Raw genomic sequence first — 23,504 nt, 5'->3', positions numbered from 1 at the left:
ATGATGCGTTCTATCCTGGTCGGCATTCTCATCCTGATGGCGGCCGGCATCGGCTGGCTGACCTTCGACTGGTATCGCGGCCATTATGGCGGCGAACCGTTCGGCGCACCCTTCACCCTCGTCGACCAGAAAGGCGCGCCGATCACCGAAGCCGCCTTCCGGGGCCAGCCCAGCGTCGTCTTCTTCGGCTTCACCCATTGCCCCGAAGTCTGCCCGACGACGCTGTTCGAACTCTCCGGCTGGCTGAAGACGCTCGGCGATGACGGCAAGACCTTGCATGCCTATTTCGTCTCGGTCGACCCGGAGCGTGACACGCCGGCGGTGATGAACGCCTATGTCAGCAATTTCTCGGACCGCATCACCGGCATCACCGGCGACCCTGACAAGGTCCATGCCATGGCCAAGTCGTTCGGCATCTACTGGAAGAAGGTCGATACAGGCGACGGCGACTATACGATGGACCACACCGCCTCGGTGCTGCTGCTCAACTCCAGGGGCGACTTTGCCGGCACGATCGCCTATGGCGAAAGCGCCAGCACGGCCGTGGAGAAGCTGAAGCGCCTCGCGGCCAAGGGTTGATAAGTATCCATATGACCCAGACGCGGCTTCATTTCACCACCGGCAAGATCGAGGCAGAGCGCGTCTTCGCGGCGCTTGAGCTGGCCTTCGAGGATGAAGGCCTGCCGATCGCCGTGCTCGAGGTCGACGAAGACCAGGACATCCACGAGGTTTCGCTCTACGCCGATGGCGACGTCGATGCGATTGAAGCGCGGGTGAAGGACATTCTCGCCGGGCTTGCTCAGTCGAAGCCGGTCGAGCGCGAAGTGCTGCCCGACATCGACTGGGTGGCGCGTTCGCTGGAGGGCCTGAAGCCGGTGCGCGCCGGCCGTTTCTTCGTTCACGGCGCGCATGACCGCAGGAAGCGCCACAGCGGCGAACTCGCCATCGAGATCGAGGCCGGCCTTGCCTTCGGCACCGGCCATCACGGTACCACCGCCGGCTGCCTGGAAATGCTGGAGAAAGTGGTGCGGCGCGAGCACCCGCGCAATGCGCTCGACCTCGGCACCGGCAGCGCCGTGCTGGCCATCGCCGTCGCCAAGCTGGCGCATATTCCGGTGCTCGCCACCGACATCGACCCGGTGGCGGTGAAGGTCGCCGCCGCCAATGCACGGCTCAATCACGTCAAGGCGCTCATCGAAACGGTCACCGCACCGGGCTTTCACCATCCGATCTTCGGCAAGCGTGCCCCTTTCGACCTGATCGTCGCCAACATATTGGCGCGGCCGTTGATGCGGCTGGCGCCGCAAATGGCCGGACACATCGCGCTTGGCGGCTCGATCGTCCTGTCGGGCATTCTCGAGCGCCAGCGCGACGCCGTCATCTCGGCCTATGTCGGCCAGAACTTCCGGCACATCAGCACCTTGCACCGCGAAGGCTGGGTGACGATCCACCTCAAGCGCTGAGATCGGCAACGCAACTGCCGATCCTCGACAGTCGCAACTTAGAACTTTGATGGGCCGTGGCATGGATTTCTCCGGAAAGCTGATCGTACCGCGGCTGGACCAGCCCCATTTGGTTGTCAGCCAGCCGGCGCCGTAGCAGTTTGCGCCAACCGGAAATCGATTCCGATTTCCGGACCCATAGGCTACGGTCACGCTGACATCAGGAGGCCCATCATGTTCCAGACCTTCGATTCCGCGGGCGACCCTTCGGTTGGCAAGCCGCGCGTGGCGCTGCTGCGCCAATGGCTGGCCGCCAATGGCCTCGACGGTTTTATCGTTCCGCGCGCGGACGAGCACCAGGGCGAATATGTCGCCGATCGATCGGCACGGCTGAAATGGTTGACCGGCTTCAGCGGCTCGGCCGGCGTCGCCATCGTGCTGCGCGACCGCGCCTTCATCTTCGTCGACGGGCGCTACACGCTGCAGGTGCGCAGCGAGGTCGATCTCGACATCTTTGCGGTCGAAAGCCTGGTCGACAACCCGCCCGCCGTCTGGCTCAAGGACAATATAGGCAAGGGCGCGCGGCTGGGCTTCGATCCATGGCTGCACACGATTGGCGAGATCAAGGCGTTGCAGGCCTCGGCCGACAAGACCGGCGCGGCGCTCGTGCCGCTCGAGAGAAACCCGATCGACATCATCTGGAACGACCAGCCCGCCGCGCCGGTGACGCCGGTCGAGCTGCACCCGATTGGCTTTGCCGGCGAACTCGCCAAGGACAAGCTGGCGCGGCTGGCAACAGCGATCGGCAAGGACGGCGCCACCCATGCGGTGCTGACCGACCCCTCCTCCATCGCCTGGGCCTTCAACGTCCGAGGCGGCGACGTACCGCACACGCCGCTGGCGCTCGGCTTCGCCATCCTCGCGGCGGATGGATCGCACCAGCTGTTCATGGACATGCGCAAATTCTCGCGCCAGGTCGCGGCCTATCTCACCCAGCTCGCAGATCCGCACGAGCCCGGCGAATTCGAGGCGGCGATCGCAGCGCTTGCCAAGGGTGGCGCCAAGATCGCGCTCGACCCGGTGCTGGCGGCCGACCGGCTGCGCATGCTGGTCGAGGACAATGGCGGTACCGTGGTCGCCGCGCCCGATCCTGCCCGCATCCCGCGAGCCACCAAGAACCAGGCCGAGATCAACGGCTCGCGCGCCGCGCACCGTCGTGACGGCGCGGCGGTGGCCAAGCTGCTGTGCTGGCTGGAGCGGCAAAAACCCGGCTCGCTCGACGAGATCGCGGTCGTCACAAGGCTGGAGGAGAGCCGCCGGCAGACCGGCGAGGAAACGCAAATGCCGCTGCGCGACGTGTCCTTCGACACCATTTCCGGCGCCGGCCCGAACGGCGCCATCATGCATTACCGCGTGTCGCGCGCCACCAGCCGCAAGCTGCAGGCCGGCGAGTTGTTCCTGCTCGATTCCGGCGCGCAGTATCAGGACGGCACCACCGACATCACCCGCACCGTGCCGATCGGCCAGCCGACCGAGGAAATGCGCGAACGCTTTACGCTGGTGCTGAAAGGCATGATCGGCATTTCCACGCTGCGCTTCCCCGCCGGCACGCGCGGCTCGGAAATCGACGCCGTCGCCCGCATGGCGCTGTGGAAGCATGGTTGCGACTTCGCCCATGGCACCGGCCATGGCGTCGGCTCTTATCTGGCCGTGCATGAAGGTCCGCAGCGCATTGCCCGCACCGGCACCGAAAAGCTGCTCGAAGGCATGATGCTGTCCAACGAACCCGGCTATTACAAGGAAGGCGCCTACGGCATCCGCATCGAGAACCTCATCCTGGTGACGCCGGCCGAACAGATCGAAGGCGGCGACATCGCCGTGCATGGCTTCGAGACGCTGACGCTGGCACCGATCGACATCAGGCTGGTGCGGTCAGAGCTGCTGACTCGCGAGGAGCTGCATTGGCTAGACGCCTACCATGCCCGCGTGCTGGCCGAGATCGGACCGATGCTTGACGGCGAAACCCTGGCCTGGCTGGAAAAGGCGACAGCGCCGCTGCCGCACGACGCGAAGATTTGAGGCGAGCCTCTTTCTCCAAGTCACTATACGGGGAGTTGAGAAGCGGTCCGCGAAGCGGACGAAAAGCCAATTGGTTGGCTTTTCGAGTGACGAACGCCCGGCAGGGCAATGAGGGGCGGTGCCAACGCTCGGAAAGATCGCGGGCCAAACTACGCTGCGAACTGCCGCGCCAGGATGAGCACTGCCGCGCCAGCCAAAAACATCGACATCAGCCCGCCGCGCAGCGAGACCGCGGCGGTGACGACCAGCGCCGCCCATTCCGCCGGTCCGGCATTCAACAGCTCCGGCGCCACCAGCGTCGTCAGCACCGCCGCCGGCACGGCGTTGAGGCCGGCCTTGACGCGCGGATGGATGTTCTCGAAGCGGGAGATGACCAGATGCCCGCCGACGCGCGTGAGATAGGTGGCGACCGCGCCGGCGATGATGATCCAGAACGTCGTGCTCATGGCCTTGTCTCCACGCCGCTATGGTGCGGCGGCAGGATGACGGCGAGCAGCACGCCGGCAATGGCGCCGATCGAGACGTGCCAGGGCGAGCCGACCGTCTTGTAGGCGACGATTGAGGCGCAGGCACTGGCGACCACCACCGGCAGCCACAGCGGTCGCTTGCGGAAGCCCATCACCAGGCCGAGGAAATAGATCGGCAACAGGAAATCGATGCCCAGCGCATGCGTGTCGGGGATGAGCTTGCCGAACACAGCACCCAGCGCGCTTTCGGTTACCCAGAACACATAGACCGGCAGGCCAAGCCCCAGATACCAGGCGAAGCCGACCGTCTGGCCCGACGCCGCCCTCGCCTCGGCCACCGCGAACTGCGGATCGGTGAGGATGAAATAGCCGAGCGCCTGCTGGATGACAGGCCAATGCGCGATGCGCCGGCCAATGCCGGCGGAGTAGAGCACATGGCGGAAGTTGACGGCGAAGATCGACAGCACGATCAGCCACGGCGCGACATGCTGGCCGAACAGCTGGATGCCGACCATCTGGCTGGCACCGCCATAGACCAGCGCGCTCATCATAAAGGCTTCGAGGACCGAGAAACCATTGTCGACGGCAAGCGCCCCGAACAGCACCGCGAACGGCGCCGACGCCACGACGACAGGCATGGAGAGCCGCACGCCTTGCCAGAAGTCGCTTCTGCCGCCGCTCTCGGAAATCACGTCCGTCGCCATCGATCGCTCCAGGGTCGAAACCGTCGATGTAGGTAGTGCAGCCCGCCTTGTCACACGAATTCGCTTGAGCCAAACGATCAGCGGAAATGATCATCGCCGGGCTCGAGATGGAACTTAGTCCTTCGCGATTTTGCCCTCGATCGCCCTGCCCCAGTCGAGCAGCGGCTTGGCGCGCATGGTGAAATCGACGAGTTCCTCGACCAGTTCCGGCCCGTGGATGCCCGCCGGATCGATGACGTGGCGGACGGCAAAATGCCGGTTGCGGATCGCAGCGACGAGATCCTTGTCCGTAACGTGCTCGAAGCCCCGCGGCGTGCGTTTCATGGCGTCTTCGGCGCTAAGCTCGAGGCCGTTCTTCTTCAACGCCTTAACCATGGCGCGAAACCTGTCCGGCCACGTCTCGATGGCGCGCCGCATCGCCAGCAGCAGCGCAGCCTCCGGCTGCCACCAGGCGACGCCGGCAAAGCAGCCCTCAAGCCCGATATGAATGTAGAACACGCCCTGCACGGCCTTGCTGCCATCGAGCGACAGGATCGCCGAGACATGCCGGTTGTAGGGCCGCTTGTCCTTGGCAAAGCGCACGTCACGATTGATGCGGAACAGCGACTTCTTGCGGTCGCCGCGCAAGCCGAGCCGCGCTTCCGCAAAGCGTTGGGTCAGCGTGTCGACGAGATCGCCAAGCGGATCGCGCAGTTCCTGTTCGAACAGGTCGCGGTTTTCCAAAAACCACTCTCGGCTCTGGTGGAAATCCAGCGCCTTCAGGAATGGAATGGCCTTTGGGCCGAAGCCTTTGAACGCCATCACGCCTTGCCGACCCGTTGCAGCCAGGTGTCCTCGTCGATGACTTCGACGCCAAGTTCGCTGGCAAGCTTGAGCTTGGAGCCGGCGCCGGGTCCGGCGACCAGCAGGTCGGTCTTGGCCGAAACCGAGCCGGCCACCTTGGCGCCCAGGCGTTCGGCCATCGCCTTGGCTTCCGAGCGCGTCATCTTCTCCAGCGTGCCGGTGAAGACGATGGTCTTGCCGGCAACCTCGCTGTCGGCCGAGACGGTGACGATATAGGGCTTGGGCCTGACCTGCTCGAGCAGCTTGTCGAGCACGTCGTCATTGCGTTCATTGCCGAAGAAATCGCGCAGCGCATCGATCACCGTGTCACCGATGCCGTTGACCGAAGGGAAGACGGTGTGCGGATCCTGCGCTGCCGCCGTTTCCTTGCCGACGCGGATCAGTTCCTCGATGGTGGAAAAGGTCTTGGCGAGCACGGCGGCCGTCGTCTCGCCGATATGGCGGATGCCGAGCGCGAAGATGAAGCGATCGAGTTCCGGCTCGCGGCGCGAGTCGATGGCCGCGAACAGCTTGTCGAGGCCTTCATAGTTGCGGTCCTCGACATTGCGCACATTCTTGCGCGTCTTTCCGGACGCCGCCTCACGCTGCCTGGCCTGCTCCTCGCGCCGCTCGGCCAGCGCCTTGGTGACGGCGGGACGTCGATCCCTGAGCGTAAAAATATCGGCGGCCGTCTTGATCAGTCCGGCATTGAAGAAGGTGTCGATGTTTTCGGCGCCCAGGCCCTCTATATCGAGCGCCCCGCGCGAAACGAAATGGCGCAATCTTTCCACGGCCTGTGCTGCGCAGATCAGCTCGCCGGTGCAGCGCCGGCGGGAATCCTCCTTGCCGGTCTTCTCGTTGATCTCGCGCGTCGCCGGCGAGCCGCAGACCGGACAGGTATGCGGGAATTCGTAAGGCACGGCATCGGCCGGGCGCTTGTCGATGACGACGCTGACGATCTGCGGAATGACGTCGCCTGCCCGCTGGATCACCACCGTGTCGCCGATGCGCACATCGATGCCGTCGCGGATCGGCAGGCCGTTGCTGTCGAAACCCTTGATGTAATCCTCATTGTGCAGCGTGACGTTCTCGACCACGACGCCGCCGACGGTGACGGGCGCAAGCCTTGCGACCGGCGCCAGCGTGCCGGTGCGGCCGACCTGGATGTCGATCTTCTGCACGGTCGTCATCGCCTGCTCGGCCGGGAATTTGTGGGCAACCGCCCAGCGCGGCTCGCCGGTGACGAAACCCCAGCGGCGCTGCAGTTCCAGCTGGTCGACCTTGTAGACGACGCCGTCAATGTCATAGCCGAGCGAGGAGCGCTGCTCCTCGATGCGATGATAGTGCGCTATGAGGTCGTCGATCGACTTCGCCCGCACCATCAGCGGGCTGACCTTGAACCCCCATTCCTTGAACTTCTGCACCGAATCGAACTGCGTCGGCGCGGGGTCCGCCGTCGTGTAGCCCCAGGCATAGGCGAAGAATTTCAGGTTGCGGCTGGCGGTGACCGATGGATCTTTCTGGCGCAGCGATCCTGCCGCCGTGTTGCGCGGATTGACGTAATCCTGGCCGCCGACCGCTGCCGAACGCTGCTTCAAAGCTTCGAATTCGGCATAGGTCATGTAGACCTCGCCGCGGATTTCGATCGTCTCCGGCCAGCCCGAACCCTGCAACTTCTTCGGAATGTCGGCAATGGTCTTCAGATTCGCCGTGATGTCCTCGCCGACGGTGCCGTCGCCGCGCGTCGCGCCCTGCACGAACACGCCATTCTCATAGCGCAACGACGCCGACAGCCCGTCGATCTTCGGTTCGGCTGTGAAGGCGATATCGAGGTCCTTGTCGCGATCGAAGAAGCGCCGGCCGCGCTCGATGAAATCGGCGACGTCCTCGTCGGTATAGGCCTTGGCGAGGCTGAGCATCGGCACGGCATGGCGCACCTTGGCGAAACCTTCGGCCGGCGGCGCGCCGACCCTGCGCGACGGCGAATCCTCGCGCACCTGGTCGGGAAAACGCTCCTCGATGGCAAGGTTGCGCCGACGCAGCGCATCATATTCGGCGTCGGTGATCGTGGGCGCGTCCTCGGCATGGTAGCGCCGGTCATGCTCGGCGATCTCCTCCGCCAGGCGCTTCAGCTCGGCTTCAGCCTCGCTTTCGCTGAGCGAATCGACAGGTTTTTCGGCCATGCTTTTCTTCCCCGAACGGTGGCGCGCCACAATAGAGCATGATCCCGAAAAGTGGGAACCGGTTTTCGGAAAAGATCATTCCTGAACAGCAGGATGGAGCCATATCCTGACTCGCTGCCATATCCTGCCCCGTCAATGACGCCGGATGGCCTTACGCCGCGTTTGTGTTCTCGCGCAGCAGCCTTTCGGCGGCGGCGCGTGCCTCGTCGGTGATCGTGGCGCCGGCCAGCATGCGGGCGATCTCTTCCTGCCGCGCCGGCCTGTCCATCTCGGCAATGCCGGTCGCCACACGGTCCGTGCTGCCCGATTTTGAGATCAGGAAATGCGTCGCCGCGCGCGCCGCCACTTGCGGCGCATGCGTGACCGACAGCACCTGCACGCGCTTCGACAGCCGCGCCAGCCTTTGGCCGATGGCATCCGCCACGGCGCCACCGACGCCGGTGTCGATTTCGTCGAAAACCAGCGTCGGCGCCGAGCCACGGTCGGCCAGCGCCACTTTCAGCGCCAAAAGGAAGCGCGACAACTCGCCGCCGGACGCCACCTTCATCATCGGCCCGGGCCGCGTGCCGGGATTGGTGCGCACCCAGAACTCGATCTGGTCGATGCCCTCTTCCATGCGGGTCTCGGCCTCGCTCTTCATCTCCACGATGAAGGCGGCGCGTTCGAGCTTCAGCGCCGGCAATTCGGCCATCACCGCCTTGGTCAGGCCGACGGCCGCCGCGTGGCGAAGCGAGGAAAGCTGCGCCGCGGCGATGTCATAGGCCTCGCGTGCCGCCGCGGCCTGCTTTTCCAACCCATGCAGGCGTTCCTCGCCGGCATCGAGATCAGCCAGATCCGCAACCATCGTGTCGCGCAGTTGCGCCAGATCGTCGACGGCGACACTATGCTTGCGTGAGGCCGCGCGCAGCGAAAACAGCCGTTCTTCCGCCTTCTCCAGCCGCTGCGGGTCATACTCGGTGGCGCGAAGTGCCGCCTCGACGCCGGATTGCGCGGCGTCGAGCGACAGCATGGCTTCGTCCAGCGACTTGACCACGTCCTCGAGCAGGCCGGGCGCCTCCGTCGCCTTGCGCTGCAGCCGTCTCAGCAGACTGGCGAGTTGCGGCAAGGGCGAAGACGGGCCGGACAGTACATCCTGGGCGTCATGGATTTCGGAAGCGATCTTTTCGGCGCGCATCATGTGGGCGCGCAGTTCGGCAAGTTCCGTTTCCTCGCCGGGCTGCGGATCGAGCTTGGTCAGCTCCGCCACCGCCGCACGCAGGTAATCGGCCTCGCGCGCCGCTGCCGCCACCTTGGCGCGGTGGCGCGTGAGCTCCTGCTCGCAGGCGCGCCAGTGGCGCCAGGCCTCGCCGGTCGATCGGACAGCGCCGAGATGGCCGCCGAAAGCGTCGAGCACGTCGCGATGGGCGCCCGGATCGACCAAGGCGCGTTCGTCGTGCTGGCCGTGGATCTCGACCAAAGCGCGCCCGACATCGCGCATCAGCGTCACGCTGGACGGCTGGTCGTTGACGAAGACGCGGGTGCGGCCGTCCGCCGTCTGCACGCGGCGCAGGATGATGTCGCCATCATCCTCGATGGCATTCTCGACGAGCAGCGCGCGTACCGGATGGTTGCGCGCCACATCGAACACGGCAATGACCTGGCCCTGTGGTGCCCCATGGCGCACCAGGGAGGCGTCGCCGCGCGCGCCGAGCGCCAGTGACAGGGCATCGAGCAGGATGGATTTGCCGGCGCCGGTTTCACCCGTCAGCACGGAAAGGCCCGGCTGGAAGTCGATATCCAGCTTCTCGATCAGGACGATATCGCGGATCGACAGTCTGGAAAGCATCAGAACCCGAACCTCAGGCAATTCCAGGAAAGGTGCGTAGCGTTTTTCCCATCGGAATTGCGTAGGACAAAAAGTTGGGACGGCTCAGCGCTTCAATCAAACCACTGAACCGCCGTGGAGCGGTGCGCGACCGATTGGAGTCGCAGCGCCGCACTATCTTTTTGTTTCAGCATCGGATCAATCCGAAAAGCGCGCAACGCACGCTTGCGCCTGACAGATCAGGCGCCGGTGATCAGCTTCCCGGCCTTGGAAATCCACGATCCGGCATTCTCGCGCGGCGAAAGCCCGTTGCTCTGCAGGAGCTTGTAGGAATCCTTGTACCACGGGCTGTCGGGATAGTTGGTGCCGAGCACCGCGGCGGCCGTCTGGGCCTCCGAGGTGAGCCCCATCGCGTAATAGCTTTCGGTAAGGCGGGCCAACGCTTCCTCGACATGACGCGTGTTGGAATAGTTTTCCACCACGGTGCGGAAGCGCTTGACGGCGGCGATGTACTCGCGGCGCTCCAGATAATAGCGGCCGATCTGCATTTCCTTGCCGGCGAGCTGGTCGTTGGCGAAGCGGATCTTCTCCTTGGCGTCGTCGACATACTCCGACGTCGGCCAGCGCGTGACCAGATCCTGCATCGTCTGCAGCGTCTGGCGCGCTTCCTTCTGATCCTGCGTCACGTCCTTGATCTGGCGATAGTAGCTCAGGCCGATGATGTACTGTGCATAGGGCGCGTCATCGGTGGACGGATAAAGCGCCAGATAGCGCTTGGCCGACGAGATCGCCTCGTCGTAGCTGCCCTTTCGGTAGTCGGCGAAAGCGCCCATCACCATCGACTTGCGAGCCCATTCCGAATAGGGGTGCTGGCGGTCGACGGCGTCGAACTTCTTGCTCGCCTCGTCGAGGCGGCCGGCATTCAAATTGGCGAGGCCCTGGTTGTAGAGAACGTCGGCCGGCTCGGTCTGGTCGACGTATTTCGACAGATCGATGTCTTTCTCCGACGACATGCAGGCCGACAGAAAGAGCGATGGAACAACCAGCGAAAGCGCCAGGAGAACAGACCGCTTTGGCGCTTTCGATTGACCGACTCGCTTGAAGAACATGATTGGATTGCGCCCTTTCGGCGTTATTTTAATGCCTCTTGCATGCTGTTGTCCCAAAACTGGTCCCCACTTTTGAGCGACATGCACTAATCGACGGCAGCAGCCATAAACCATAACCGCCTTGCCCGGCAACGCTATCTCCGGGCAATGGCGCATTTTTGTGGCGGCAAGGCGGCGCTAGGGCATCCCTATGATTTCGCCGGTCGATGATGCATTCCTGCAACACCCGGCATCCCGCCACAAAGCGTGAAAACGGTGCGAAACCTAGATCATCCAAGGCGCGTAGAGCGGCGCATTGACGGCGCTCATCTCTGCCGCGCGGCCACGCTCGCGGCGTGTCGTCTCGACGATCTCGAAGGCCGTGCGGTCCGACAGCAGGCGCCGCAGCGCCGCGGCGTTCAGCCTGTGGCCGCCGCGATAGGAGCGGAAACAGCCGATGAAGCGGGCTCCGGCCAGAGCCAGGTCGCCCATGGCGTCGAGCGTCTTGTGGCGCACGAATTCGTTGGGATAGCGCAGGCCGCCCATGTTGATGACGCGGTTGTCGTCACCGATCACCAGCGAGTTCTCGAGCGAGGAGCCAAGCGCGTAGCCGGCCGCCCACAGCCGCTCGACATCCTTCATGAAACCGAAGGTGCGGGCGCGCGCAATATCGCGGCGAAAAATGTCGGCATTGATGTCCGACGCAAAGAGCTGACGGCCGATGGCCGGGCTTTCGAAATCGATCTCGACCTCGAAGCGGGTGCCGTCATAGGGCCTGAACTCCGCCCAGGAAGCACCGTTCTCGATGCGAACCGGCTTGACGACCCTGATATAACGCCGCTTGACCGGCAGCGTCTCGATGCCCGCCTGGTCGATGGCTTCCACGAAGGCCATGGCGCTGCCGTCGAGGATGGGAACCTCGTGGCCGTCGATCTCGATGAGAACATTGTCGATGCCGAGCCCGAACAGCGCGGCCATGATGTGCTCGACGGTGGCGATATGCTCGCCCGAGGGATCGCCAAGCATGGTGCACAGATCGGTGGCGCCGATCTCGGAAAACAGGGCACGGAACTCGCGGCCCTGCCCTTCGCCATTGATGAGCTGGAACACGATGCCGGTGTCGGCATCCGCCGGCAGGAAACTGATGGAAACTTCTTTGCCGCTGTGGACGCCGGTGCCCGTAAGCGACGCGCGCGTCTTCACTGTCGTCTGGTAGTCGTGCAAGACAATCCCCATAAGCCCGATATGCCTAAGTCCGCTTCTCCAACCCAAGGGCGCGGCTCTTGTTAAATCGGCAGGCAGGGTCACTTCCCCGAAATCCCGGCAGACCGACTATGGTAGGCAGCGAAGATAATGTCCCGCCAGGGAGACTCCAAATCACGGTTTCTTACCCTCTGTAACCGCGAGCCGGAGCAAGCCCCATATCGTAACTGTTTGATTCTACAGCACTTAAAATGTTAACAGGCGAGCAATCCCTTGCTCGCCTGTTAACAATTGTTACGGTCCGTTAACCGCTCAGTTGGCCTGGCGGCGGAGGAACGCCGGAATCTCCAGCTGATCGTCGTCCTGAGTCGCCCTGGTCTGCGGCGTCAGGCGGCCCTGGTCGTCCAGCTGGCCACGGCGCGGCGCATAGAGCTGGGCGTCCTGGCTGGCGAGACGGCGCACTTCGGGGGCGGCCTGGCGCAGCTTCGGCTCGCGCGGTTGCGCCGGCTGCAGCCTTGCAGGTTCCTCCTCGCGGCGGGTCAAGCCGTTGGTCAGGCGCTTCAACAGGCCCATCGGTCCGCTGTTGTTCTCGTGGTCCACCGGACGGCTCTTTGCGTCGACCTCGGCCTTCACCACCGGCGGAAAGTCCTCGACGCGCGGCATGCGCTGCGGTGCCATCGCCACCGGCTGCTGGACCTCACGCAGCATTTCGCGCGGCTGCGGGGCCGGCTGCATCTGCTGGACGACCGGCTGCGGCATTGGCTGCTGCGGCGGCGCCTGGAAGATCTTGCTCTGCGGGCGGAAATCGTCCGCATGGGCGACAGGAGCCGGGCGGGCCTGCGCCATGGCGGCGGCGTTCGACTCGGCGAGCTGGATGGCCTCGGCGACCGGGTCCGCGGCGCGCGGTTCATAGACAGGCTGCTGGACCGGTGCCGGGCGGCTCTCCACGGCGGCCACGGCCGGACGGGCGGCCGGCTTCGGCGGTGCCGTACGGATCGAGATCGGCGCCGCGGCGATTTCAGCCGCCGACTTGTCGATGCCGGTGGCGACCACCGAGACACGGATGACGCCTTCGAGTTCCTCGTCGAAGGTGGCGCCGAGGATGATGTTGGCATCCTGGTCGACCTCCTCGCGGATACGGGTCGCTGCTTCGTCAACCTCGAACAGGGTCAGGTCGCGGCCGCCGGTGATCGAGATCAGCAGGCCCTTGGCGCCCTTCATCGAGGTCTCGTCGAGCAGCGGATTGGCGATCGCGGCCTCGGCGGCGGCCATCGCGCGGCCCTCGCCCGAAGCTTCGCCAGTGCCCATCATCGCCTTGCCCATCTCGCGCATCACCGAACGCACGTCGGCGAAGTCGAGGTTGATCAGGCCTTCCTTGACCATCAGGTCGGTGATGCAGGCGACACCGGAATAGAGCACCTGGTCGGCCATGGCAAAGGCGTCGGCGAAGGTGGTCTTGTCATTGGCCAGCCGGAACAGGTTCTGGTTGGGGATGACGATGAGGGTGTCGACGCATTTCTGCAGTTCCTCGATGCCCAAATCGGCCGTCTTCATGCGGCGCTGGCCTTCGAAGTGGAACGGCTTGGTGACGACGCCGACGGTGAGGATGCCCTTCTCGCGCGCGGCGCGGGCAACGACCGGAGCAGCACCGGTGCCGGTGCCGCCGCCCATGCCGGCGGTGACGAAGCACATATGGGTGTTGGACAGGTGATCGATGATCTCGTCGATGCACTCCTCAGCAGCCGCGCGGCCGACTTCCGGCTGCGAGCCGGCGCCGAGGCCTTCGGTGACATGCGCGCCGAGCTGGATCAGCCGGTCGGCCTTCGACATTGTCAGCGCCTGCGCGTCGGTGTTGGCCACGACGAACTCGACACCGCGCAAGCCCGCGGTGATCATGTTGTTCACGGCATTGCCGCCGCCGCCGCCGACACCGAATACGGTGATGCGCGGCTTAAGCTCGGTGATGTCCGGCTTCTGCAGATTGATGGTCATTGTCTCCGTCCTTTGCCTTTCACGCCGCTTCGCCGCCGCGGCCGCCTATGGGGCTGTCCCCGTCAATTAGAAACTGTCTCTCAACCACTGACTCATGCGATGCAGTTTTCCACCCGTTCCGGTCATCCTGAGACCGGAAATGCCTTTTGCAGGATGGCTCTCGAAATTCGCCATCTGCGGATAGATCAGAAGCCCGACGGCGGCCGAGAAAGCCGGCCCCTTCGCCGCTTCGGGCAGGCCCGCCACGCCGAGCGGGCGACCGATGCGCACATTGCGCCCCAGGATGCGGCGCGCCGCTTCCGGCAGGCCGGCCAGCTGGCTGGCGCCGCCGGTCAGAACGACGCGCTTGCCGACCGCATTGCCGTAGCCGGACTTGTTCAGCCGGTCGCGCAGCAATTCGAGCGTCTCGTCGATGCGGGCGCGCACGATGCGCGTCATCACCGAACGCGGGATCTGCAGCGGCACGTCGCCGTCGTCGCCGATCGGCTGGATCGACACCAGGTCGCGGTCGTCGGCACTGCCCGGCAGCGCCGAACCATGCATGACCTTCAGCCGTTCGGCGGCATCGAGCGAGGTCGAAAGCCCCTTGGCCATGTCGAGCGTGACGTGGTTGCCGCCAATGGCGATCGCGTCGCCATGGACGAACTTGCCTTCCGAAAACACCGATATGGTCGTCGTGCCGCCGCCCATGTCGATGCAGGCGGCACCCAGCTCCAGCTCGTCATCGACAAGCGCGGCGAGCCCGCTGGCATAGGGCGTCGCCACCATGCGCTCGACCGACAGGTGCGAGCGGTTGATGGAAAGCTCCAGATTGCGCATCGGTGCCGCATCACCCGTCAGCACATGCATGTCGACGCCAAGCGCGTCGCCGACCATGCCGCGCGGATCGCGCACGCCGCGCTCGGCATCGAGCGAGAAGCCGACGGGCAGCGAATGGATCACCTCACGCTCGGCCTTGAGCGCCTGCTTGGCGCCGGCGCCGAGCACGCGCTTGATGTCGGCTTCGTCGGCCTCGTGGCCGCCAAGATTGATGGTCGCCGAGAAGCTTTCGCTCTTCAGCCGGCCGGCGGTCATGTTGACGATGAGCGAATCGACCGTCAGCCCCGCCATGCGCTCGGCGGCGTCGACGGACAGGCGGATGGCATGCTCGGCGCGGTCGAGATCGACGACCACGCCCGACTTCACGCCTTGCGACTTCTGATGACCGATGCCGATCACCTGGATCCGGTGCGAGCGGCCGCGCAAGAGCTTGCCGTCATCGTTCGGCTTGAGCTTGGCCACCATGCAGCAGACCTTGTTCGAGCCGACATCCAGCACCGTCAGAGTGCCGGACCGGCGCGACGCGGCATCGCCTGAACCGCCAAGCCAGCTCATATCTTCGTCTCCGACTTGCGCTTGAGGGTCTTCGGCTTCTCGTTGAGCGCGGCCTCGCGCTGCGTCGCCGCTTCGGGCGTCAGCTCCACGACCAGCCGGTCTGTCAGGCGCATGTCGACGGCAGCGATGTCGCGCGACAAAAGCCCCTTGTCCTTGTCCATCTTGACCAGCTCGGCGAGCGCCTGGCCTTCCTCGTCCTCGGGCAGCTTGACGGTGATGCCGTTGTCGAGCTTCAGGTCCCAGCGGCGATCGCCAACGCGGACATAGCCTTTGACCCGGCTCGCGAGGTCCGGATATTTTTCGACCTTGGCCAGGAAGTCAGGCGCCTTGGCCGGCGCGCCCTCGCCGATCAGCAGCGGCAGCAGCACCTGCTTGCCGCCGGAGAACGGAGCGATGACCGCGCCATCCTTCTCGATGACCGAGAGATTATTGCCCTGCTGCCAGAGCGCGAAGGCTTCGCGCTCCTCGACGCGCACTTCCAGCGTGTGCGGATAGACCTTGCGCACCGCCGCCATTTCGATCCACGGCAGGCCGGAGATGCGCTCGCGTGCAGCCTCGGCGTCGAAGCCGATCAGCGAGGTCCAGCCGTCGAGCTCCAGCCTGTCGAGAATGTCGATCTCCGAGGTCTGGCGATTGCCGACCACCTTGACCTGATCGACGGCAAAGCCGGTACGGGCGGTGATGCTCTGGATGATGCCGTCGGCATGGCCACCGAGATAGGCGCCATAGGCGCCGCTCGAAGCGAGCAGCACCGCCGACATCATCGCGGCGGAGAAGCGCGGCGCCTCGAATTCACCATCGCCCAGGCGCGCCAGGATGCGCACCGGGCGGCGAAGCACGCGCGGCAGCACGAAATGGCCTGATGACAACGACAAGCCGAACAGCGACGGCCCGGCCGCGCCCTTCCCCTTGCCTTGCCCCCATTTCAACGCAGACACGAAGCGTCCTCCACCATCCAACTCAACAACTCACCAAACGAATGCCCGGCATGGGCCGCGATTTCAGGCACCAGAGACGTCGGCGTCATGCCCGGCTGAGTGTTGACCTCGAGCCATACAACTTCGCCATTTTCGGAGTGACGATCGTCATAACGGAAGTCCGACCGGGAAACGCCCCGACAGCCGACAGCTTGGTGAGCCTTGAGCGCCAGTGTCTGTATTTTTTGGTAAATATTCGGTGAAACTTTTGCGGGGCATTCGTGTTTTGATCCGCCCGCGACATATTTTGAATCGTAATCGTAGAAGGAATGACCGGTCGGGATGATCTCGCAGACGCCGAGCGCCACATCGCCCATGACGGCGCAGGTCAGCTCGCGCCCGTGGATGTAGCGCTCGACCATGACGGTATCGCCATATTTCCACTCGGACGAGCCGACGACCTGCGGTGGATGCGACTGCCCCTCCGACACGATGACGACGCCAAAGCTCGATCCTTCATTGACCGGCTTGATCACATAGGGCGGCTTCATCGGATGCTTGTTCTGGATGGCAAAGCGATTGGCGACCTTCGATTCGGCGACGGGAACGCCGACCGATTTGACGATCTTCTTCGCCTGCTCCTTGTTCATGGCGAGCGCCGAGGCGAGCACGCCGGAATGGGTGTAGGGAATGGCGAGATATTCAAGGATGCCTTGAATGGTGCCGTCCTCGCCGAACGGGCCGTGCAGCGCATTGAAGGCGACGTCAGGCTTGAGCTCGGCGAGCACCGAGCCGACATCGCGCCCGACATCGACGCGGGTGACCTGATAGCCCTCACTCTCCAGCGCATCGGCACAGGCCTTTCCGGAGGACAGGGACACGGGCCGCTCGGACGAAAAACCTCCCAGCAGGACGGCCACATGCTTGCTTTTCATTCCCCGTCATCCCCTCTCACGGCGGACCAAAAACCAAGATTTCCGCAACATTGAGTCCGAGTCTTCCGGCAGGTTGCCCCCCCAGACGGAAAACGCGGGTAACGCGTCGAACGACTCAAATCAGGAAACGCTTTCCAGCAGAGAATCAGAGAGTTGATTCACTGGCAAGTGCTTATGATTCCGAGAGATTCACTTTCTGAGAAAATGGCTGCGAAAACCGTGTCGCTGAGTCCCCGGAGCGACGGTTTTGCGCGTTCTGCGAGCGCATTGACGTTCATGCATCACATGAACTTCATAGACAGCGAGGGTACGTTGAGGTTCAGGTCAGGCCGAGTCGAAAACGATGGCCTTCGAGAACCGGAACGGAGCGGACATTCGGGTCCGTGAGCACCGGAAGCGGAGAAGGCCGTCGTTTGCAGGCCGGCATCACCTGAATATCAGCGTACCTAGAGAAGCTGACCCAGAAACTCCTGGACGGCATGCCCGGGCCGGAAATCGCCGATGCGCTTGATCTCCCACTGCAGCCGGATGCCTGAGTGTTCGAGCACGCGGGCGCGCACCGTCTCACCGAGATATTCGAGGTCGTAGCCGGTCGCGGTGCCGGTGTTGATCATGAAATTGCAGTGCATGGGCGACATCTGCGCGCCACCGATCATCAGGCCACGGCAGCCCGCCTTGTCGATCTCCTTCCAGGCCGACGTGCCTTCCGGATTCTTGAAGGTCGAGCCGCCGGTCTTCTCGCGGATCGGCTGCACGGTCTCGCGGTGGTTCTGCACCGCGTCCATCGCCGCCTTGATAGTGGCCTTGTCCTCGGCAAAGCCTTCGAACACGGCCGAGGTGAAGATCAGTCCGGCAGGGGCGGACGAATGGCGATAGGCATAGCCCATCTCGGCATTGCTCAGCGTCTGGACATTGCCCTTGCGGTCGAGAGCGCGCACCTCGACGACGCGCTCGCGCGTCTCGACGCCATTGGCGCCGGCATTCATCCTCAGCGCCCCGCCGACGGCGCCCGGAATGCCGTGATAGAAATGGAAGCCGCCAATGCCCGCTTCCAGCGCCAGGGCCGCGACACGCTTGTCGGGCGTGGCGGCACCCGCCTTGATCCTGATCGGCGAAACGATCTCGGCCTCGCCAAAGCCCTTGGCCGAGAGCCGGATGACGAAGCCTGGAATGCCGCCGTCCCTGACCAGCAAGTTCGAGCCGACACCAACGACGGTAAGAGGTATCTCTTCGGGAACCGCGCGCAGGAACGCGGCAAGGTCTTCTTCGTCGGCCGGCTGGAACAGCACCTCCGCCAGGCCGCCGGCGCGGAACCAGGTGATCTTGTCCATCTCGGCATTCGGCGTGAGCCGGCCGCGCAGGCCGGCAAGCCGGTCGCCGAGTCTGTCGATCAGGGCCTGGCCGTGCATCATGAGGCGGCAAGCTCCTTTGGCAGAGCATAGGCCCATTGGGTGATGTTGCCGGCGCCGAGGAAGACGACGAAGTCGCCGGGCTTGGCCAGGTCGCGAATGATCGGCGCGATCGCTGCCGGACCCTCTATGTATCGCGCGTCGCGATGGCCGCCGGCGCGGATGCGCGACACCAGCGCTTCGGAAGTCACGCCTTCGATAGGCTCTTCGCCGGCCGCGTAGACCGGCGCCACAATCACCGTGTCGGCATCGTTGAAGCAGGTTGAAAACTCGTTGAACAGATCATGCAGCCGGGTGAAGCGGTGCGGCTGGGCAATGGCGATCACGCGCCCCTTGGTGGCGCTGCGCGCCGCCTTCAGCACCGCCGAGATCTCGACCGGATGGTGACCGTAATCGTCGAACACATCGACGCCGTTCCAGGATCCGGTATGGGTGAAGCGGCGCTTGACGCCGGCGAAGGACGACAGGCCCTTCTTGATCGCCTCGCCGGACAGGCCGAGCTCATGCGCGACCGCGATGGCGGCGGTGGCGTTGGAGACATTGTGGCGGCCGGGCATCGGCAGGCGCAGACCTGAAATCGTGCTCTGGCTGCCGGTCTTGCGGTCGCGGATCACCACGTTGAACTCGGAGGTGGCCCCCGCCATGCGGTGGTTGGTGAAGCGCACATCGGCCTGCGCGTTCTCGCCATAGGTGATGACCCGGCGATCCTCGATGCGGCCGACCAGCGCCTGCACTTCAGGATGGTCGGTGCACATCACGCCGAAGCCGTAGAACGGCACGTTCTCGACGAACTGGCGGAACGCCTCGCGCACCTTGTCGAAGCTGCCGTAATGGTCGAGATGTTCGGGATCGATGTTGGTGACGACGGCGATGTCGGCCGGCAATTTGAGGAAGGTGCCGTCGCTCTCGTCGGCCTCGACCACCATCCACTCGCCGTCGCCCATGCGGGCATTGGTACCATAGGCGTTGATGATGCCGCCATTGATGACGGTCGGATCGAGCCCGCCGGCTTCCAGCAAGGTCGCCACCATCGAGGTCGTCGTCGTCTTGCCATGCGTGCCGCCGATCGCCACCGCCTGACGGAAGCGCATCAGCTCGGCCAGCATCTCGGCGCGGCGCACGATCGGCAGCAGCTTTTCGCGCGCGGCTTTCAGTTCCGGATTGGTCTTCTTGATCGCCGTCGAGACGACCACCACCTCGGCATGGCCGAGATTCTCGGCCTTGTGGCCGACGTAGCATTCGATGCCCTTGTCGCGCAGCCGCTGCACATTGGCACTGTCGGCCTGGTCGGACCCTTGTACCTTGTAGCCGAGATTGTGCAGCACCTCGGCGATGCCGCTCATGCCGATGCCGCCAATGCCGATGAAATGCACAAGGCCGATGGTCTGCGGCATCTTCATGCTTGCGTCCCTTTCTTGAAATCCGAAACGGTTTTTTGGGACGCAATAGCCTCTGTGAGATCGGCGAGCAACCGTGCCGCGTCCGGCCTGCCGGCCGATTTCGCGCCCGCGGCCATCGCCGCCAGTTGCTCGGGATTGTCCATCAGCCCGCCAATGAGGGCCGCGATGCGCTCGGGCGACAGCGTCGATTGCGGGTGCACCTCGCCGCCGCCGGCAGCGGCAAGGGCCGCCGCGTTCGCCGCCTGGTCGTGGTCGAGCGCATAGGGATAGGGCACCAGCAGCGCGGGCCGGCCGATGACGGCGATCTCCGAGACGGTCGAGGCGCCGGAGCGCGAGATCACCAGATGCGCCGCCGCCATGCGCGCCGCCATGTCGGTGAAGAAGGGCGAGACCTCGACGGCGACGCCAAGCGCGGCATAGGCCGTCTTCACCCGCGCCACGTCATCCGCGCGCGCCTGCTGCGTGATCACGAGACGCTTGCGCTGTGCATCCGAAAGCAACGCTATGGCACCCGGCATGGCATCGGAAAAGAACTGCGCACCCTGGCTGCCGCCGAACACCAGCAGGCGGAAAGGCTCCTCCCCTGTCGATGCCGCATAAGCCGTCTTGGCCGCTTCCAGCACCGCCGGCCGAACCGGATTGCCTGTCGTTACCGTCTTTTCGCCGGTGGCGCTCGTATCCTGCGGCAGGAAGCCGCCGGCTATGGCATCGACACGGCCGGCCAGCGCCCTGTTGGCGCGCCCCATCACCGCGTTCTGCTCATGGATCAGCGTCGGCACCTTGCGCCGCGTCGCCGCGTAGAGCGGCGGCAGGGTCGGATAGCCGCCAAAACCGACCACCGCGTCCGGCTTGATCCTGCCGATAATGGCGGAGGCCTGGCGCACGCCGCGCCAGATTTTCCAGAATGCGCCAAGCACGGCAATCGGATTTTTCGAGCCCATCGTCGCCGACTGGATCGGATGGACGGCTGCAGCCGGGAAGTGGCCGGCAAACCGCTCGGCGCGATCGTCGGTCGCCAGATGCACCGTCCAGCCGCGCTCGTTCAGCTCATGCGCCAGCGCCTCGGCCGGAAACAGATGTCCGCCGGTTCCGCCCGCCGCGAGTAGGATGACGCCCCTCGCCATGTCACTCCGCCGGCAAAGCGCGCTGCGGCAGCGCAAAACCCATCTGCTTGCGCTTCTCCGGCCGCTTGCGCGTCAGCGCCAGCACCATGCCCATCGAAATGGCGATGGCGATCTGCGAGGAGCCGCCATAGGAGATGAAGGGCAGCGTCATGCCCTTGGCGGGCACCAGTTGCAGGTTGACGCACATGTTGATTACGGCCTGCAGGCCGAACACGGTGACGAGGCCGCCGACCGCATAGCGGGTGAAGTCGTCATGTTCCTTGAGCGCCGTGTTTAGGCCGCGCAGCACGATGAATGCGAAGATCGACATGATGAAGAAGCACATGATCAGCCCGAATTCTTCGCCCGCGACCGAGAAGACGAAGTCGGCGTGGCTGTCGGGGATGACCCGCTTGACCGTTCCCTCGCCCGGGCCGACGCCGAACCAGCCGCCATTGATCAGCGCGTCGCGTCCCATGTCGACCTGGAACGTGTCGCCTTCGCCGGTGAGGAACTTGTCGATGCGCAAGGCAACGTGCGGAAACACCGTATAGGCGGCAAAGACGCCGCCGACGCCGGCAGCACCCAGCACGATGATCCACAGCCAGGGCAGCCCGGCCATGAAGAACATGATGCCCCAGGTGCCGGTCGTCAGCATGGTCTGGCCGAGGTCCGGCTGCGCCACCAGCAGCGACACGACCAGCACCAGCAGCAGCATGGCGAACAAATTGCCGGGAATGTCGGGCTGGCGCTTGTGCTCGGCGAACAGCCAGGCGCACATGATGACGAAGGCCGGCTTCAGGAATTCCGAGGGCTGGATCGACAGGCCGGCGAGCGACACCCAGCGCCGCGCACCCTTCACCTCGACGCCGATATAGAGCACCGCCACCATCAGCACCAGCATGAGGCACAGCATGATCAGCGACATGCGCCGGATCTCCCTGGAATCGAGGAAGGAGACGGCCAGCATCACGCCGAGCGCCGGCACGGTGAAGATGATCTGCCTGGTGGCGAAGTGGAAACTGTCGAGGCCGATGCGCTCGGCGACCGCGGGGCTGGCGGCGAAGGACAAGACGATGCCCAGCCCCATCAGCGACAGGAACGCCGCCAGGAACCAGCGATCGATCGTCCACCACCAGGTTGCGACAGGACTTTTATCGAGACGGCTCTGCATTATCGTGCCCCTCCGATGGGTTTGACGCCATCTATAGCGCTCGCAGCTTGCCTGAAGGCTTCGCCGCGAACTTCGAAATTCTTGAACTGGTCGAAACTGGCGCAGGCCGGCGACAACAGCACCACCACCTCGCCACTGCCGTCCTTGGCCGCATCATGGGCGGCGTGCTCGACCGCGGCGGCCAGCGTGCCAGATATCTCGTAAGGCACCGCCTCGCCCAGCGTCGCCGAAAAGGCCGGTGCGGCCTCGCCGATCAGATAGGCCTTGGCGATGCGCGGGAAGAAACCGCGCAGCGGCTCGATGCCGCCCTCCTTGGGCAGGCCGCCGGCGATCCAGTAGATGCGCGGAAAGCTCGACAGCGCCGGCGCCGCCGCGTCGGCATTGGTCGCCTTGGAATCGTTGACGAACAGCACATGGCCCTTGCGGCCGACCTGCTCCATGCGGTGCGCGAGGCCGGGGAAGCTCTCGAGCCCCGACTGGATTTCGCCGAGGTCGAGCCCGACCTTCAGGCAAGCGGCGACCGCGGCAAGCGCGTTCTGCGCATTGTGCTGGCCACGCAGCGAACCGATGCCTTCGAGGAAGGCGACCTTGCTGTAGCGGCCGTGCACGGCCTCCATCAGATTGGTGCCGTCGGCGAAATAGCCGTCGGTCAGCGGCAGCCGCTTGGAAATGCGGATGACCTGCCGCCCTGCCCGCTCCAGCCGCTCAGCGATCTGCGCGCACCAGGAATCGTCGATGCCGATGATCGCCGTCTCGCTGCCCGCCACGAGCCGCTCCTTGATCGAGGCGTAGTGCTGCATGGTGCCGTGGCGATCGAGATGGTCGGGCGTCAGGTTGAGCAGGATGCCGGCGGTCGGGTTGATCGAGGGAGCAAGGTCGATCTGATAGGACGAACACTCGACGACATAGTGTCGATTGGTCTTCGGTGGATCGAGCGTCATCACCGCGCGGCCGATATTGCCGCCCATCTGGGTGTCGCGGCCGGCCGATTTGAGGATATGCGCCGTCAGCGCGGTCGTCGTCGACTTGCCGTTGGTGCCGGTGATGGCGATGAAAGGCGCCGTTGGCGCGCTGAGCGTCCGCTCGCGGCAGAAAAGCTCGATGTCGCCGATGATCTCGACGCCGGCGCCCCTCGCCAGTTCCACCGTCCAATGCGGCTTGGGATGCGTCAGCGGCACGCCCGGCGACAGCACGAAGGCCGAGAATTTCGCCCAGTCGGCGCCGCGCAAATCGGCGGTTGCGATACCGGTGGTGGCCGCCTTGGCGACACTGTCGGGATTGTCGTCCCAGGCCAGCACCTGCGCCCCACCCTCGATCAATGCGCGTGCGGTCGCGATCCCCGAGCCACCGAGCCCGAAGAGCGCAACGTGCTTGCCTGCGAAGGATGCGGCGGGGATCAAGGGAGGGC

At 64.7% G+C, this 23,504-nt stretch carries 19 protein-coding genes; 3 read left to right on the top strand and 16 right to left on the bottom strand.

The window, feature by feature from the left end; translation table 11 throughout:
- The 3 genes from CK226_RS01395 to CK226_RS01385 all read left to right on the top strand — a co-directional run bounded on the left by CK226_RS01395 (position 1) and on the right by CK226_RS01385 (position 3,521).
- Positions 1–579, top strand: coding sequence for an SCO family protein (locus tag CK226_RS01395; RefSeq protein ID WP_095790816.1), 579 nt, complete (start codon positions 1–3; stop codon positions 577–579).
- Between the two features lie 11 nt (positions 580–590).
- Positions 591–1,463, top strand: a complete 873-nt coding sequence (locus tag CK226_RS01390) for a 50S ribosomal protein L11 methyltransferase (RefSeq protein WP_095790815.1) — start codon at positions 591–593, stop codon at positions 1,461–1,463.
- A 213-nt stretch (positions 1,464–1,676) separates the two neighbouring features.
- On the top strand, positions 1,677–3,521 hold the full coding sequence (locus CK226_RS01385) for an aminopeptidase P family protein (protein WP_095790814.1): 1,845 nt from the start codon (positions 1,677–1,679) through the stop codon (positions 3,519–3,521).
- A gap of 149 nt (positions 3,522–3,670) precedes the next feature.
- Here the strand turns inward: CK226_RS01385 and CK226_RS01380 are convergent, their stop codons facing one another.
- The 16 genes from CK226_RS01380 to murD all read right to left on the bottom strand — a co-directional run bounded on the left by CK226_RS01380 (position 3,671) and on the right by murD (position 23,496).
- Positions 3,671–3,967: an AzlD family protein gene (locus tag CK226_RS01380; RefSeq protein WP_095790813.1), complete on the bottom strand. Its 297-nt coding sequence runs from the start codon at positions 3,965–3,967 to the stop codon at positions 3,671–3,673.
- On the bottom strand, positions 3,964–4,692 hold the full coding sequence (locus tag CK226_RS01375) for an AzlC family ABC transporter permease (protein ID WP_095787754.1): 729 nt from the start codon (positions 4,690–4,692) through the stop codon (positions 3,964–3,966). Before CK226_RS01375 ends, CK226_RS01380 begins: the two co-directional genes overlap by 4 nt.
- A 114-nt stretch (positions 4,693–4,806) precedes the next feature.
- Positions 4,807–5,496, bottom strand: a complete 690-nt coding sequence (locus tag CK226_RS01370; RefSeq protein ID WP_179300944.1) for a DUF2461 domain-containing protein — start codon at positions 5,494–5,496, stop codon at positions 4,807–4,809.
- Positions 5,493–7,697 carry an NAD-dependent DNA ligase LigA gene (gene ligA / locus CK226_RS01365; RefSeq protein ID WP_095790812.1) on the bottom strand — a complete coding sequence of 735 codons (2,205 nt, stop codon included), beginning with the start codon at positions 7,695–7,697 and terminating at the stop codon, positions 5,493–5,495. Before ligA ends, CK226_RS01370 begins: the two co-directional genes overlap by 4 nt.
- A gap of 151 nt (positions 7,698–7,848) precedes the next feature.
- Positions 7,849–9,522 (bottom strand): DNA repair protein RecN, encoded by a 1,674-nt coding sequence (gene recN / locus CK226_RS01360; RefSeq protein WP_095790811.1) that lies wholly within the window; start codon positions 9,520–9,522, stop codon positions 7,849–7,851.
- A gap of 218 nt (positions 9,523–9,740) precedes the next feature.
- Positions 9,741–10,610, bottom strand: a complete 870-nt coding sequence (locus tag CK226_RS01355) for an outer membrane protein assembly factor BamD (RefSeq protein WP_095773953.1) — start codon at positions 10,608–10,610, stop codon at positions 9,741–9,743.
- Between the two features lie 264 nt (positions 10,611–10,874).
- Positions 10,875–11,825, bottom strand: a complete 951-nt coding sequence (lpxC, locus tag CK226_RS01350; RefSeq protein ID WP_095773952.1) for a UDP-3-O-acyl-N-acetylglucosamine deacetylase — start codon at positions 11,823–11,825, stop codon at positions 10,875–10,877.
- Positions 11,826–12,104: 279 nt separating this feature from the next.
- Complete coding sequence (gene ftsZ, locus CK226_RS01345; protein WP_095787749.1) at positions 12,105–13,784, bottom strand: cell division protein FtsZ; 1,680 nt, start codon at positions 13,782–13,784, stop codon at positions 12,105–12,107.
- Between the two features lie 66 nt (positions 13,785–13,850).
- On the bottom strand, positions 13,851–15,158 hold the full coding sequence (gene ftsA, locus CK226_RS01340) for a cell division protein FtsA (RefSeq protein WP_095773950.1): 1,308 nt from the start codon (positions 15,156–15,158) through the stop codon (positions 13,851–13,853).
- A complete protein-coding gene (locus CK226_RS01335; RefSeq protein WP_095790810.1) occupies positions 15,155–16,096 on the bottom strand; it encodes a cell division protein FtsQ/DivIB in 942 nt (313 codons plus the stop codon). The genes ftsA and CK226_RS01335 overlap by 4 nt, the downstream gene beginning before the upstream one ends.
- Positions 16,084–17,010, bottom strand: coding sequence for a D-alanine--D-alanine ligase (locus tag CK226_RS01330; protein WP_095773948.1), 927 nt, complete (start codon positions 17,008–17,010; stop codon positions 16,084–16,086). Before CK226_RS01330 ends, CK226_RS01335 begins: the two co-directional genes overlap by 13 nt.
- Positions 17,011–17,456: 446 nt before the next feature.
- Positions 17,457–18,422 carry a UDP-N-acetylmuramate dehydrogenase gene (gene murB, locus CK226_RS01325; RefSeq protein ID WP_095773947.1) on the bottom strand — a complete coding sequence of 322 codons (966 nt, stop codon included), beginning with the start codon at positions 18,420–18,422 and terminating at the stop codon, positions 17,457–17,459.
- Positions 18,419–19,819: a UDP-N-acetylmuramate--L-alanine ligase gene (gene murC / locus CK226_RS01320; protein ID WP_095790809.1), complete on the bottom strand. Its 1,401-nt coding sequence runs from the start codon at positions 19,817–19,819 to the stop codon at positions 18,419–18,421. Before murC ends, murB begins: the two co-directional genes overlap by 4 nt.
- Complete coding sequence (murG, locus tag CK226_RS01315) at positions 19,816–20,943, bottom strand: undecaprenyldiphospho-muramoylpentapeptide beta-N-acetylglucosaminyltransferase (protein ID WP_095773945.1); 1,128 nt, start codon at positions 20,941–20,943, stop codon at positions 19,816–19,818. The genes murC and murG overlap by 4 nt, the downstream gene beginning before the upstream one ends.
- Before the next feature lies 1 nt (position 20,944).
- Positions 20,945–22,096 (bottom strand): putative lipid II flippase FtsW, encoded by a 1,152-nt coding sequence (gene ftsW, locus CK226_RS01310; protein WP_095790808.1) that lies wholly within the window; start codon positions 22,094–22,096, stop codon positions 20,945–20,947.
- Positions 22,096–23,496: a UDP-N-acetylmuramoyl-L-alanine--D-glutamate ligase gene (gene murD / locus CK226_RS01305; protein WP_095773943.1), complete on the bottom strand. Its 1,401-nt coding sequence runs from the start codon at positions 23,494–23,496 to the stop codon at positions 22,096–22,098. The genes ftsW and murD overlap by 1 nt, the downstream gene beginning before the upstream one ends.
- Positions 23,497–23,504 lie beyond the last annotated feature (8 nt).

This window comes from Mesorhizobium sp. WSM4311 (assembly GCF_002295115.1).
GTDB lineage: Bacteria > Pseudomonadota > Alphaproteobacteria > Rhizobiales > Rhizobiaceae > Mesorhizobium.
This window is presented reverse-complemented; position numbering and strand designations above follow the sequence as displayed.

Bases quoted from the DNA above. Each gene is read 5' to 3' on its own strand.
- CK226_RS01395 (WP_095790816.1), top strand. From the start codon at position 1: ATGATGCGTTCTATCCTGGTCGGCATTCTCATCCTGATGGCGGCCGGC.
- CK226_RS01390 (WP_095790815.1), top strand. From the start codon at position 591: ATGACCCAGACGCGGCTTCATTTCACCACCGGCAAGATCGAGGCAGAG.
- CK226_RS01330 (WP_095773948.1), bottom strand. From the start codon at position 17,010: ATGAAAAGCAAGCATGTGGCCGTCCTGCTGGGAGGTTTTTCGTCCGAG.
- CK226_RS01375 (WP_095787754.1), bottom strand. From the start codon at position 4,692: ATGGCGACGGACGTGATTTCCGAGAGCGGCGGCAGAAGCGACTTCTGG.
- ftsW (WP_095790808.1), bottom strand. From the start codon at position 22,096: ATGCAGAGCCGTCTCGATAAAAGTCCTGTCGCAACCTGGTGGTGGACG.
- recN (WP_095790811.1), bottom strand. From the start codon at position 9,522: ATGCTTTCCAGACTGTCGATCCGCGATATCGTCCTGATCGAGAAGCTG.
- murG (WP_095773945.1), bottom strand. From the start codon at position 20,943: ATGGCGAGGGGCGTCATCCTACTCGCGGCGGGCGGAACCGGCGGACAT.
- murC (WP_095790809.1), bottom strand. From the start codon at position 19,819: ATGAAGATGCCGCAGACCATCGGCCTTGTGCATTTCATCGGCATTGGC.
- ligA (WP_095790812.1), bottom strand. From the start codon at position 7,697: ATGGCCGAAAAACCTGTCGATTCGCTCAGCGAAAGCGAGGCTGAAGCC.
- CK226_RS01355 (WP_095773953.1), bottom strand. From the start codon at position 10,610: ATGTTCTTCAAGCGAGTCGGTCAATCGAAAGCGCCAAAGCGGTCTGTT.
- murB (WP_095773947.1), bottom strand. From the start codon at position 18,422: ATGATGCACGGCCAGGCCCTGATCGACAGACTCGGCGACCGGCTTGCC.
- lpxC (WP_095773952.1), bottom strand. From the start codon at position 11,825: ATGGGGATTGTCTTGCACGACTACCAGACGACAGTGAAGACGCGCGCG.
- ftsZ (WP_095787749.1), bottom strand. From the start codon at position 13,784: ATGACCATCAATCTGCAGAAGCCGGACATCACCGAGCTTAAGCCGCGC.
- ftsA (WP_095773950.1), bottom strand. From the start codon at position 15,158: ATGAGCTGGCTTGGCGGTTCAGGCGATGCCGCGTCGCGCCGGTCCGGC.
- CK226_RS01385 (WP_095790814.1), top strand. From the start codon at position 1,677: ATGTTCCAGACCTTCGATTCCGCGGGCGACCCTTCGGTTGGCAAGCCG.
- CK226_RS01380 (WP_095790813.1), bottom strand. From the start codon at position 3,967: ATGAGCACGACGTTCTGGATCATCATCGCCGGCGCGGTCGCCACCTAT.